11 protein-coding genes and 1 tRNA gene are annotated in these 12,191 nt (G+C 41.4%); 4 read left to right on the top strand and 8 right to left on the bottom strand.

Going from position 1 to position 12,191, the window contains the following annotated elements:
- Nucleotides 1-534: 534 nt before the first annotated feature.
- Entirely contained in the window at nt 535-756 is a 222-nt protein-coding gene (locus ACR5KR_RS28915; protein WP_445632227.1) for a ferredoxin-thioredoxin reductase variable chain, read from the top strand.
- Between the two features lie 5 nt (nt 757-761).
- On the opposite strand, the gene ACR5KR_RS28910 is transcribed toward ACR5KR_RS28915, so the two are convergent.
- The 8 genes from ACR5KR_RS28910 to ACR5KR_RS28875 all read right to left on the bottom strand — a co-directional run bounded on the left by ACR5KR_RS28910 (nt 762) and on the right by ACR5KR_RS28875 (nt 8,155).
- Nucleotides 762-983 carry a hypothetical protein gene (locus ACR5KR_RS28910; protein ID WP_322671578.1) on the bottom strand — a complete coding sequence of 74 codons (222 nt, stop codon included), beginning with the start codon at nt 981-983 and terminating at the stop codon, nt 762-764.
- Nucleotides 984-1,207: 224 nt separating this feature from the next.
- Nucleotides 1,208-1,999, bottom strand: a complete 792-nt coding sequence (locus ACR5KR_RS28905) for a YdcF family protein (protein ID WP_448268907.1) — start codon at nt 1,997-1,999, stop codon at nt 1,208-1,210.
- 166 nt (nt 2,000-2,165) lie between these two features.
- Complete coding sequence (locus tag ACR5KR_RS28900) at nt 2,166-2,672, bottom strand: hypothetical protein (RefSeq protein ID WP_448268906.1); 507 nt, start codon at nt 2,670-2,672, stop codon at nt 2,166-2,168.
- 135 nt (nt 2,673-2,807) lie between these two features.
- Nucleotides 2,808-4,337 carry a bifunctional aminoglycoside phosphotransferase/ATP-binding protein gene (locus ACR5KR_RS28895; RefSeq protein WP_448268905.1) on the bottom strand — a complete coding sequence of 510 codons (1,530 nt, stop codon included), beginning with the start codon at nt 4,335-4,337 and terminating at the stop codon, nt 2,808-2,810.
- A gap of 74 nt (nt 4,338-4,411) precedes the next feature.
- Nucleotides 4,412-5,029, bottom strand: a complete 618-nt coding sequence (locus ACR5KR_RS28890; protein ID WP_448268904.1) for a 50S ribosomal protein L25/general stress protein Ctc — start codon at nt 5,027-5,029, stop codon at nt 4,412-4,414.
- 98 nt (nt 5,030-5,127) lie between these two features.
- Nucleotides 5,128-6,471: an adenylosuccinate synthase gene (locus ACR5KR_RS28885; RefSeq protein WP_448270367.1), complete on the bottom strand. Its 1,344-nt coding sequence runs from the start codon at nt 6,469-6,471 to the stop codon at nt 5,128-5,130.
- A 443-nt stretch (nt 6,472-6,914) separates the two neighbouring features.
- Nucleotides 6,915-6,986, bottom strand: a tRNA-OTHER gene (locus tag ACR5KR_RS28880).
- Nucleotides 6,987-6,991: 5 nt separating this feature from the next.
- A complete protein-coding gene (locus tag ACR5KR_RS28875; RefSeq protein WP_448268903.1) occupies nt 6,992-8,155 on the bottom strand; it encodes an SDR family NAD(P)-dependent oxidoreductase in 1,164 nt (387 codons plus the stop codon).
- Between the two features lie 264 nt (nt 8,156-8,419).
- Between ACR5KR_RS28875 and ACR5KR_RS28870 the strand changes: the two genes are divergently transcribed.
- From ACR5KR_RS28870 to modD, 3 genes are all read left to right on the top strand, one after another.
- Nucleotides 8,420-10,621 (top strand): PAS domain S-box protein, encoded by a 2,202-nt coding sequence (locus ACR5KR_RS28870; protein ID WP_448268901.1) that lies wholly within the window; start codon nt 8,420-8,422, stop codon nt 10,619-10,621.
- Between the two features lie 101 nt (nt 10,622-10,722).
- Nucleotides 10,723-11,151: a hypothetical protein gene (locus ACR5KR_RS28865; protein ID WP_448268900.1), complete on the top strand. Its 429-nt coding sequence runs from the start codon at nt 10,723-10,725 to the stop codon at nt 11,149-11,151.
- A 147-nt stretch (nt 11,152-11,298) separates the two neighbouring features.
- Nucleotides 11,299-12,150 carry a ModD protein gene (gene modD, locus ACR5KR_RS28860; protein WP_448268899.1) on the top strand — a complete coding sequence of 284 codons (852 nt, stop codon included), beginning with the start codon at nt 11,299-11,301 and terminating at the stop codon, nt 12,148-12,150.
- Nucleotides 12,151-12,191 lie beyond the last annotated feature (41 nt).

Here is a 12,191-nt window from a genome sequence, read left to right as displayed (position 1 = left end):
GTAGCTTTGCGTCGTAGTATCGTTGTTAATTTAGCATAAGCGGCGCACCTTGTAGCGATAATAGTGCTATTCCTACCAACTAAATTACAGAAAATACATGTATTTTTTATTACAATTTCAATTTGATTGCATACAAACGAGCGTAGGTTTAGCCCTTCGTAGACATCGCGATCGCAAAGCATCTGCCATACACTAAAATTCTTAAGAGAGTTGACCTGGGGAACATCCTAGAGTCAAGATAAAAGAGTTAGATATCTGTCAAAGCACTAAACACTCTGATGTCGCCTGATTTCCTTTCATTTCCCTGCTTTTGGGTAAACACGAAAGGTAGGGGCGATACTTATTAACGTGGCAAAAAACTGAAAAAAGTACGCGCGGATTGCTAAAACGTGCCTGGACGTAGAGGGTTAAATGCGCCGTTGCACCCCGATGAAGCGTCAAGAAATAGCTGATTAAATCAAATTCTAAGCGATTTAATCATATATTTTGTAGCAGATACTTGGGGAAAAGAAAATGCTAGGTGTGAATGTTGTTATGAAAGTTGGCGATCGCGTCCGCGTTAAAGATTCGGTAGTGGTGTATCATCATCCTGAACATCGGAATCAGCCTTTTGATATCAAAGGTACAGAAGGCGATGTAGTAGCTATTGCCAGCCAATGGCGAGACAGACCAGTAAGCGCTAATCTACCGATTGTAGTCCAGTTTGGTAAAAAGTTTAAAGCCCACTTGCGTGAAAATGAGTTAGAAGTCATCTAAAGCACTTATCTGCGGCGAAACCACTGGAAAATATTCAGTTCGCCGCGCATTCTTTTAAGCTCTTGGCGGTTTTGTTCTGCTGTTGTATAATACCAATCACAATAACGCTGAAACTCCGATCGCGATCGAACTTCGTGGTAAAACTCATGGGTTGTTTGATAAGAGGCAAAAGCTTCCTCAACTTGGGGTTGAGCAACTGGAATAATATAAGGTAAATTTTTTGACATAAAGTTAATAAAGTTAGGAGTTAGGAGTTGGGAGTTAGGAGTTGGTAGTTGAGAGTTAGGAGTTAGGAGTTAGGAGTTGGGAGTTGGGAGTTTGGGGTTAAAAGTTTAGGGAATTTACTATATTTCATAATTAACAATTCATAACTCATAATTAACAATTCATAACTCATAACTTATAATTCATAATTTATAACTCATAACTTTCTAACAACTCCTAACTTTAATTAAAGCCAACCGCGTAAGCGATAAACTAAAGAACCAATATACTCTTTGAAAGCGATGGTAAATTGGTGTAAGTTATCAGTATCAGGTAATAAATTTAGTATAGCGGCTTTGGGAGTACTACCGAGTTCTTGCAACTCACCCTCACTAACTAAAAAGTCAGTAGGTGCAGGAATAGCATTGATTCCTTGACGCTGGAAAATCTGAAGCGATCGCGGCATGTGCATTGCAGAAGTAACTAATAATACCTGATTTATCCCACGAGATGACAAAATCTTTCGCACATTTACAGCATTTTGATACGTATTGAGAGAGTCAGGTTCTTGAACAATCGCCTCAGATGGAATACCAATAGATGTAAGGATTGTGGCCATATCGGCCGACTCTGGCGAACCACTTCCTCGCCAATCAATGCGACCGCCGCTAAGAATGATTATAGGCGCTTTTTTTTGGCGATACAGTTGTGCAGCGTAGATGACGCGATCGCCTGCTTCACTTAAATCGACAGTAGGTCTTGGGGGAAAAGCTGATTTTGTTGCGCCACCCAAAACCACAATTGCATCTGCATTAGGTATTTGGGCGGGTGGAAGATTTTGCCATTCTAGCGATCGCACTAATGATTTAGCGATCCAAGCATTGCTACAAAATAGCAATAAAATTAGGGAAAAAGCAATTGCGATCGCCGCAGTCCGCGGTCGTTTCCACAAAGTCACTAATGCTACTACCAAGCTTACACAGGCTAATCCTAGTGGATAAAAAAATAGTGGCAGTAATTTGGATAGATATAAAAACATATTATTAGGGCATAGGGAATAGTGAAGAAGAAAGGGAGTAGCGAGACAAGGAAGAGGGGGTAAACAAGGAAGAAACGTTATTCAATAATTCCTCCTTCTCCTCCTTGTCCTCCTTGTCCTCCTTGTCTCCCTGCTCCCCTGCTCCCCTGCTCCCAGTCACCATTCCCTACCTTTCCCAAAACTTGTAATTGAAAGTACTTCCAGGAGCGCGACGGTAACGGCGACCGGCTCTTCTGATTTGCCGTTTGTTGATCCTTTCATTGGTTGGTTCAACTTCAACCTCTTCTGATTCTTCAACTTGCAACTGAGTTCTAGTATCTTCCTTACTTCCCCACCAAGCAGTAATCCAGCCTCCAGCTAAAGCACCTAATCCACCGAGCAAGATACTCATAGGTGCTGGATAGCCTAAATATACAAAACCCAGCATGAAAAATAACCAGTATTTCAGTCCTGCATCAACACCATCAGAGGAGGCGACCGCTGGAGCTTGGGGGCTATTATCAGTTAAATTTGCGATCCAGCTTAAGATGAAACCGCCCATGATTCCTAAGAAGATGCTTAGGGCTGGTGCGGAGCCGGTCATTATTAATATAAATGTTAAAAATGCCCCAAATAATAGTTGAGAAAAGAAGCTGGGAGAAATACTGAATAAGTCGTTCTTTTTGTCTGCCATAAAATAAAAAACTTATTTAACAAATTACTAATGACGCTCGATAGCAAAGCCTTAGCGACGTAGGAGCGTCTGACTCGCTAACGCTACTAATGTAGTTCCTAATTTTCGATTCAATTACGAATTACGAATGACGAATTATTTTAATTGTGCCTGTTGTGGTTGAGTTGTATCCCAAATCTTTACATAAGGTTGTTCCTCTTCAGTGAAAGGTTCAGCTTGTTTAATTTGTGAGGCTAATAAATCGGCGGTAGCATCAGCAATATCACCAGTGCGATTGTTCAAACGCTCTTTTAGAACTTCAAGTGGTGCTGTGCATTGGATAATCTGAAAGGGAAGTTGATGTTTTGTAGCTTGTGCGATCGCTTCTTGGCGTAACTGCTGTTTATCATACTTGGCATCTAAAATTACCGAAAAACCTTGTTTAGCCAGGATAATTCCCAATTCTAACAGTCGTGTGTAAGTTTTCTCGGTCATCTCTGGTGTATACAAATCATTGCCACCCCGTTCCCACAACGGAATTCCCCCTAGATGTTTCCGCACCGCATCAGAACGCAGGTGAATCGCTCCCTGTTGACGGGCTAAAGGCCTTGCTGTGGTACTTTTACCAGAACCCGACAACCCCGACATCAAAATTAGTTGTCCCTGCTTGGGTTTAGTGTATTCCCAAGCTTGTTTGTAATAATCAGTGGCGGTTTTTGTCGCTTCTTCCTTTACCGTCGCGGATACACTCGGATCGTCTAGTAAAAATGATGTCACCTTCGCTCGGACATAAGCCTGACGGCTTAAATACAAGGGCAACACCTGTAAGCCTTCCCAGTCTCCAGTTTGCTCTATATAAGCATTCAAAAACGCATTACCCAAGTCTTGACGCTGGCCAGCTTCCAAATCCATCACAGTGAACGCCACATCGTACATCACATCAACAAAGCGAAACGACTCATTAAATTCAATGCAATCGAACAACAAGATTTTATCGTGCCATAGAGCAATATTTCTTAGGTGTAAATCCCCATGACATTCACGAATATAACCGTTGTGAATTCTGCTAGCAAATAATTCTGGACGTTCGGCAAAAAATTTATCTGTATATTGCTTGGTTTCTGTAAATTGCGCCTGAGTCTGGGGGCCACCAATATACTTCTCAGTTTGCTGATAATTCTCATCAAAGGCAGCCCGGATATTTGCCACTTCCCCAAAAGTACGAATGTAATCATTCGTCTGTGCTTGGGCATGATATTGAGCAACCACTCGTCCCAACTCATTTAGAAGTATCTCATTTAACTTACCTTCTTCAAAAAGGATACTTAGTAGCGACTCTTGAGGAAACTGACGCATCTTCAGCGCATATTCTACAGCCTCGCTCGTTCCCTCTAACTGATATTGCTCCCCAACCAAAGTTATGGGCAAAACTTCTAAATATAATTCACCAGCACCCCGTTGATTTAACCGTAACTCTTCCTGACAAAAATGCTGCCGCTTATCTAAAGTAGAAAAATCCAAAAAGCCAAAATTCACAGGTTTTTTCAGTTTATAGACGTAATCCCCAGTTAACAGCACATAAGAAGCGTGGGTTTGAACTAGTTGAATAGGTTCTGTTACCTTATGGGGATAAAATCCCGGCTGCAACATTTGCTCGATAAAAGCTGGGAGAGTTACTTTTGTCATCTCTTTGCTCTACGGGTTCAAATACAAAAAAACCAGGAGTTTCCCCCTGGCTATCATCAAAAATTATTACACACTTACGTAGCTTCAGAAGTTGTTTCACTCTCTGCCTCAGCTTCTTCCTCAGCAGCAGCGCTGATTTGCGGCTGCGAGACGCTAACTACGACTCGCTCCGGATCGCCAAGAACTGTAACACCTTGAGGCAAGACTAACTCGTGAACACGCAAGCTGTCTCCGAGTTGCAGGTTAGAGACATCAATTTCAATTATTTCCGGGATGTTTTCTGGCGCACAGCTGACTTGCAATTCAGTGATAACAGTGTCTAAAAAACCACCTTCTTGTTTAACACCAACAGCAGTTCCCACATAACGCAGCGGTACTTCTACAGTGGTGTCGCCGTGGCCAGCAACCGCGAAAAAGCTGAGGTGGTAAGGCGTACCTTTGGCTGGATGGATCTGAAGTTCCCGCAGCAAGGTTTTACCGCGCCAAGGTGCATCAGCAATATTCAACTCAATTAAGGTGTTGTTGACGGAAGCTCTTTTGAGCAAACGCTCAACAGTTTTAGCTTCAATGGTCAAAGAAATGGATTCTGTACCCTTATGACCATACAAATTGGCAGGTATCAATCCAGCACGGCGCAAAGCTTTTGGCTTGCTGCCTTCTGGACGTTTTTGAGATTCGACTGTAATAGCCATAAAAGTTGTCCTTTGTCAGTTGTCAGTTGTCCTTTGTCATTTGTCCTTTGTCATTTGTCATTTGCTAATGACCAATGACAAATGACTAATGACTAAATTTACGCACTAAGTAGGGTAGCAGGTGTACCGTCGGGGTGCAATAAAGCGCGTTTGGGCCCGTGGATTGGGTCTTCTACGATTATGGTTTGATCGCGGCTGGCTCCTAATGAGACGATCGCGATCGGAACTTCCATCAATTCGGCTAAGAATTTCAGATAATCCAATGCTGCTTGTGGCAAGTCTTCTAGGGTGCGACAGTGAGTTGTTGACACTTTCCACCCTGGCAAGGTTTTGTAGATGGGACGACATCTAGCAAATTGACGAGAACTGGTGGGGAAGTGTTCGCTGCGTTGGCCATCTATGTCATAAGCGACACAAACTTTGATTTCCTCTAATTCATCAAGAACATCCAGTTTGGTCAGCGCCATACAATCCATGCCGTTAATCCGCACGGCATAGCGACCGATGACTGCATCAAACCAGCCACAGCGCCGTTTGCGTCCGGTGGTTGTGCCAAATTCCGCACCGCGATCGCACAATAATTCTCCCAATTTTCCATCTAATTCGGTGGGAAATGGCCCCTCTCCCACACGAGTTGTATAGGCTTTCGACACCCCAATTACCCGGTCAATCATTGTCGGCCCTACCCCAGTACCAACGCAAGCCCCACCCGCCACTGGGTTAGAGGAGGTAACATAGGGATAAGTTCCATGATCTAAGTCTAGGAGCGTACCTTGTGCGCCTTCAAACAAAATATTGCGCCGTCGCCAAATTGCATCGGATATTTTCAACGATGTATCAACAACGTAAGGCCGCAAGCGTTCTGCATAGCCCAAATATTGCTCGATCACCTCTTGTGGATCTAGAGGCGGCAAGTTGTAAAGCTTTTCTAAAATAACGTTTTTATAATTGATCGTCCATTCCAGCTGCTCGCGCAACCCATCCGGGTCCATCAAGTCTAAAACCCGAATCCCTGTACGTTCAGATTTGTCAGCATAAGTCGGCCCAATGCCCCGACCTGTTGTGCCGATCTTATGGCTTCCCCGTCGTTCTTCAGATGCCTGGTCAATCAATCGATGATAAGGCATGGTTACGTGGGCTGTCTCAGATATCAGCAGGTGGTCAGTGGAAATATTTAACTCTTTTAGTTGGTCGAGTTCTGCGATCAAAATCTGTGGATCGATCACTGTTCCACAGCCGATAATGCAATCGGTATTTGGATACAAAATCCCAGAGGGAATCAAATGCAGTTTAAAGGTCTGACCTTTAACTACAATCGTGTGTCCAGCATTGACACCCCCTTGGTAACGCACCACAACATCTGCGGAACGGCTGAGTAAGTCAGTTATTTTACCTTTTCCTTCATCGCCCCATTGGGCACCTATGACAATGACGTTAGCCAAGAGCTTAATATTAAGAAGTAAAGTTTCCACAAATTATTATTATTAACATATTGCGTGAATCATGTCAATAATCAAAATATCCCGCCCGGAACTTTAGTTCCGGGCTGATAGTTAAAGGCTTCTTTTAGAGGACTAAACAAGAAATTTAGTTTAGTCCTCTAAAAGAAGCCTTTGGTTATGAGACTTGGAATTTATTCCGAGGCGGGATAGATACACTCACTGCACCAACACTTGTGTGTACACCGTAGCCTTTTAGGAGAGAGAAATAGAAGAGAGGTTTTTCAGATACCGTGAAAAGTCAGGTTGGGGGAGAGGTCAAAAAAGGGCTTGTCGAATTCACGTAATTTTAGATTTGAGAGTTTTGATTAAAAGGCAACGACGGGAATTGCACCCGTATCTCCTGGTGTACTCCAAGGAATTCTACTGTTTGAACTACGTTGCTGGGGCAGAGAACCGAATCGAACGGTTGCCTTCCGCTTTGAACGGCGAACGCTCTACCATTAAGCTACACTGCCAGAAATTACCAATCTATTTCTCTATAATCCTTAAATAATTTAGCAAAAGGTGTTTTACCTTGGTTAATTCCTAGATAAATTGGGTCACAAATGCGTGCAGCCGCATCATTGACATCAAAGGGAGGATAAACACCACGTTCTTGCATGGATTTTGCTTGATGATAGGGATGTTGAAAGCTAATCCATCCAGGGTCTACTGCATTCATAAAAATACGATGTTTAGCGTATTCTTTGGCACAGGTACGGGTCATTTGATTGAGAGCAGCCTTTGCCATATTGGTGTGGGGATGTCGCCAGGGTTTGTCAACATCGTTAAATCGCCCCTCCATTGAAGAAACATTAATAATGTATTTATTAGTTTCTTTGGAGTTGCTCATTAATTGCTTGAGTCTACTGTTAATCACAAATGGAGCGATCGCATTAATTATATGCACTTCCAATAATTCTAAAATACTGACTTCATCATCCTTCATCAGCCAGCTATTAAAAGGACGCAAGTCAAGTTGTTGTCCATCATCGGTATACCTACCTAAAGGGAAAGCCGAATTATCTACGCTGTCTTCGGGAATTAAAGGAATTTGGGAGAGGAAAGCAGAATTTTCGGTAAATGTGGCTTTTTCTTCTGTATTACCTAATAGTGTTGGATTCTCAGCCTTCACTCCATGATTATGGCTTACTAACACCTGTATTGCTGGCGGTAGTTCCCCGAAAGGTAGTGATTCAAACTCAATTAAATGACGATAAAACGCAGGCGGACGACGTACTGTTTGTGCTGCATTATTGATAATAATGTCGAGTCGCGGATAAAACTTGCAAACGTGTTGGGTAAATTGCTCAACACTGTGGAGATGGCGCAAATCGAGTCCGTAAATTTGCAAACGATGTTGCCATTCTAGAAAATCTGGCTCTGTTGCGTACCTTTTTGCCGCATCATGAGGAAAACGGCTTGTTGCGATCGCAGTTGCACCATTTCGCAACAGTCTCAATGCTACCCCATGACCAATCTTTACCCTGCCTCCTGTGACAATGGCAATTGTACCCCGTAAATCAGCAGTTTGTTGACGCTTGCTGAAGTTAAGATTTCCACACTCAATACAGAGTCCAGTGTAAAAACTATGACCTTGTAAAAAATTTGTCTTACAGACAATGCAACGGGGTAGTTTGTTCATTAGTCATTTTTGGTATTATTGCCTTGCATACCTGTAGCTCACTGGGTTGAAAATGGCTATATCCCATCTAAACTGCATTGCCCATATTACTGTAAAAATGAATTTATATTAAAAACTAGCTGATTTATTTGTAACTATTATGTATAAATCATCATTCCCAAAAATCCAGATATTTACAACTTTAAGAGATTGTATTTTGCTACCCGTGTTATCAAAATCCTTAAAATCTTCTCAGTATTTGTTTTTAATATTTAATCTTAACTGATGAAAGGCATCTGCGGCAGAAAGGGCGATCGCACGATCAAAAAATGGTATCGAGTCCAAAAGCTGAAAGCAATATTCATCTTAGCATTGGCAGTTGTATTTACTAATGCTGTAGTTTCGTATAGTAACACTGTGAAGTTAATTCACAACCAACAATGGCTAACATACTCTTATAAAGTTATTAGCCAAATTGAAAGTATCCAATCTACACTCAAAGATACTGAAACTGCACAACGTAGTTATTTAATTACAGCAGATGCAGATGATTTCCAAACTTATCTTGCAGCTGCTCAACAAATAAATAGCAATATTCATAATTTCAAAAAACTAACTGCTAATAACCGTCAAAAGCAGCAGTGGATTGCTTTGCTAGAGCCGAAAGTTACCAACAGGCTCAACATTTTGCAACAAGAAATTTACCTCAGAAAAAACCAGGGATTAGAAGCAGTTCGGCAGCAAATATTATCTGATAATGACAAACAAATTGGCAAAGAGATTCAACAACTGATTAACGACTCTTTGAAGGCAGAGAAAAATTTATTACAGCAGGAAATGCAGCAGTCACAAGCAAATTCCCAAAAGGCGATAGTGACATTTTTTATCGCTGCAATTGTGGATTTGGTGTTGGTGGCGTTGCTATATGATTTGTTGTGGCGTTATCTCAGGCAACTTCAGCAGACAGAACTGGCCCTACGTCAAAGCGAAAATCGTTTACGCGCCATGATAGATGCAGAACCAGAATGCATCCAGCTAATTGCCAGAGATGGCACCCTTTTAGAAATTAATGCAGAAGGGCTGGCAATGATGGAAGTGGAAAGTGCTGATATCTTGATTGGTAAACCAGTTGATGCCGTAATTGTACCAAAGTATAGAGCCGCCTTTGCCAATATGCATAAAAGTGTCTGCCAAGGTAATAAGGGGACTTTAGAATTTGAAATCATGGGGTTTAAAGGCACTCGCCGCTACATAGAAAGCCATGCCGTACCGCTATATAACGAATCTGATGGCACGTTCATCCATTTGGCACTGACGCGAGATATAACCCAGCAAAAACAAGCAGAACAGAAAATCCACGAACAAGGGTTGCTGCTTGATGTATCAACTGACGCGATTCTGGTGCGAAATATCCACAACCAAATCTTGTTTTGGAATCAAGGTGCTGAACGTCTGTATGGCTGGAAGGCTGAGGAAGTTGTGGGTAAGAATGTTTTGCAACTTTTGTATAAAGATTCACCACAGCTAGAAGATGCTTATTTGCAGGTGATGAATACGGGTGAGTGGCGGGGTGAGTTGCATCAACTGACAAAAGAAGGCAAAGTAATTATTGTTGAAAGTCGGTGGACACTAATACCAGATGAGAATGGACAACCCAAATCTATTTTGAGTGCGAATACTGAGATTACGCAACAGAAACAACTAGAAGCTCAACTTCTGCGATCGCAACGTTTGGAGAGTATCGGCACTCTAGCTGGCGGTATCGCTCACGACCTCAACAACATCCTATCGCCAATTTTAATGTCAGTTCAACTATTACAGAAGAAATTGCCCGATCCGCAGAGTCAGCAAATATTGCAAACTTTAGAAAATAATGTCAAACGCGGCGCTAATTTGCTTAAACAAGTGTTATCTTTTGCACGCGGTATTGAAAGCAAACGGACAATTGTGGAAATTCAGCCTTTGATGGCAGAGATTGAGCAAATTATCGCTCAAACATTCCCTAAATCCATTATTTGCCAGATAGATATCCCTAAAAATCTCTGGTACGTTCGTGGAGATATAACTCAACTACATCAGGTATTGATAAACTTAGTAATCAATGCCCGCGATGCTATGCCTAATGGCGGTATTCTTCGGATTGCGGCGGAAAATCTGGTGATTGGCGAACATTCTACCCAGATAAATATTGATGCGAAAGTTGGTTCTTATATTGCGATCGTGGTGACGGATACTGGTATGGGGATGTCGTCAGAAGTCCAGCAAAGAATTTTTGAACCATTTTTCACTACCAAAGAGGTAGGCAAAGGTACAGGTTTAGGACTTTCTACGGCATTGGGTATTATTAAGAATTACGGTGGTTTTGTCAATGTTTACAGTCAAGTAGGCAGAGGTACTCAATTTACAGTGTACTTACCTGCCTCAACATTCAAAGACACACATTCGCTGTCTCAACAATTGGAATCAGATAAAAAACTTTTTACTTAAAGTTTTGATAAAGTCAGCGTTTAATTACGTAATTGAATTGATTTTGTCCAACTTAGTTGGTATGATAGCTTCAGTTGAAAACACCAAATTGTATAAAAGCAATGAGTGTACCTTACAGTGTATTCGATTTTACGGTCGAGCAATCGGGTTTATATAATATCAGTGGTGAATCTGAACCTACGCCACCTGCAAATAGAAAATGGGATATTTTCTTAGCTTTATATCAGGATAGTTTCAATCCTACTGAACAATTAAGCAATGTTTTTATAGCAAGTACTACTACTAATGGTAGTACTGTTACTTTCAACCGAGAACTCCTTACAGGACAGAAATACTTTTTAGTTACTACCGGTCGTCGAGTCAATGATTTTGGCCAGTTTAGCAACACAATAAGTGGTTTGGGTCAAATTACACCAATTCCTGAATCAGATTCAATATCTGCTATGTTAGTCACGGGTGGTATAACTTTACTACTGTATAAGCGAAAAGTAGGTTTAAGAATACAGCATTTAACTCATTTTGGCGACTGAGGTATATATTCTTTCTTAATAAAGTTATTTTTTACCAACTATTTGGAACAATAGTAGTAATTATTACAATTCCTACAACTAAATGAGATTAGGTTTAGTGGGAATCTTGATTGAGCTATTTATTTGTCAGCCGATCATAAAACTAAAATGAGTGTTTTCTTCTCAGATGAGGCGATCGCTAGGTTAATTCAGGAAGATGTTCCCTACTTAGATTTGACAACCTACGGACTTGGCATTGGCAAGCAACCTGGTGAAATCGAGTTTTCTACCCGTCATCCAATGACCATTTGTGCTATTGAAGAAGCAGCCAGAGTATTAAAATATTGTGGTGCTGAAGTTCATTATCAAGTCGAAAGTGGTACAGTCTGCCAAGAAAAGCAATTAATTCTTCAAGCTAGTGGCACTGCTCAAGCTTTGCACAGTGGCTGGAGAGTTGCTTTAAATTTGATGGAATATGCCTCCGGTATTGCTTCGCGTACAAGAGTATTAGTAGATACTGCTTCATCTGTAAATCAGTCAGTTTCTATTGTGACTACTCGTAAATGTTTTCCAGGTACTAGAGCGCTTTCCATCAAAGCAGTTCTAGCTGGCGGAGGATTTTTTCATCGCTTAGGATTATCTGAAACAGTTCTGATCTTTAACCAACACCTGATATTCCTGGGAGGTATAGATGGGTTAATTGAGCGCATGAATGAACTGCGACGACAGTTTCCAGAACAACATATTTGCGTTGAAGTAGATACACCAGAAGATGCTTGGATGGCTGCTCAAGCAGGTGTAGATTTAATTCAGTTTGATAAAATTCCCCTACCAGACCTTGAGCCTCTAGTTTTGAAATTGAAGCAGCAGTATCCAAACTTAAAACTAGCAGCAGCTGGTGGTATTACCTCTGAAAATATAAAGGATTATGCTAGCACTGGTGTAGATATTTTAGTGACAAGTTCAGCGTACTTTGGTAAACCATGCGATATTGCAGTCAAAATGACAATGGCACAGTAGGCATTTTTTACTTAGTTTGATACTTAAGATTGCAGTTGTTA

This window comes from Nostoc sp. DSM 114159, assembly GCF_053470285.1.
This window is presented reverse-complemented; position numbering and strand designations above follow the sequence as displayed.

Bases quoted from the DNA above. Each gene is read 5' to 3' on its own strand.
- ACR5KR_RS28905 (WP_448268907.1), bottom strand. From the start codon at position 1,999: ATGTTTTTATATCTATCCAAATTACTGCCACTATTTTTTTATCCACTA.
- ACR5KR_RS28870 (WP_448268901.1), top strand. From the start codon at position 8,420: ATGAAAGGCATCTGCGGCAGAAAGGGCGATCGCACGATCAAAAAATGG.
- ACR5KR_RS28910 (WP_322671578.1), bottom strand. From the start codon at position 983: ATGTCAAAAAATTTACCTTATATTATTCCAGTTGCTCAACCCCAAGTT.
- ACR5KR_RS28915 (WP_445632227.1), top strand. From the start codon at position 535: ATGAAAGTTGGCGATCGCGTCCGCGTTAAAGATTCGGTAGTGGTGTAT.
- ACR5KR_RS28895 (WP_448268905.1), bottom strand. From the start codon at position 4,337: ATGACAAAAGTAACTCTCCCAGCTTTTATCGAGCAAATGTTGCAGCCG.
- ACR5KR_RS28865 (WP_448268900.1), top strand. From the start codon at position 10,723: ATGAGTGTACCTTACAGTGTATTCGATTTTACGGTCGAGCAATCGGGT.
- ACR5KR_RS28875 (WP_448268903.1), bottom strand. From the start codon at position 8,155: ATGAACAAACTACCCCGTTGCATTGTCTGTAAGACAAATTTTTTACAA.
- modD (WP_448268899.1), top strand. From the start codon at position 11,299: ATGAGTGTTTTCTTCTCAGATGAGGCGATCGCTAGGTTAATTCAGGAA.
- ACR5KR_RS28890 (WP_448268904.1), bottom strand. From the start codon at position 5,029: ATGGCTATTACAGTCGAATCTCAAAAACGTCCAGAAGGCAGCAAGCCA.
- ACR5KR_RS28900 (WP_448268906.1), bottom strand. From the start codon at position 2,672: ATGGCAGACAAAAAGAACGACTTATTCAGTATTTCTCCCAGCTTCTTT.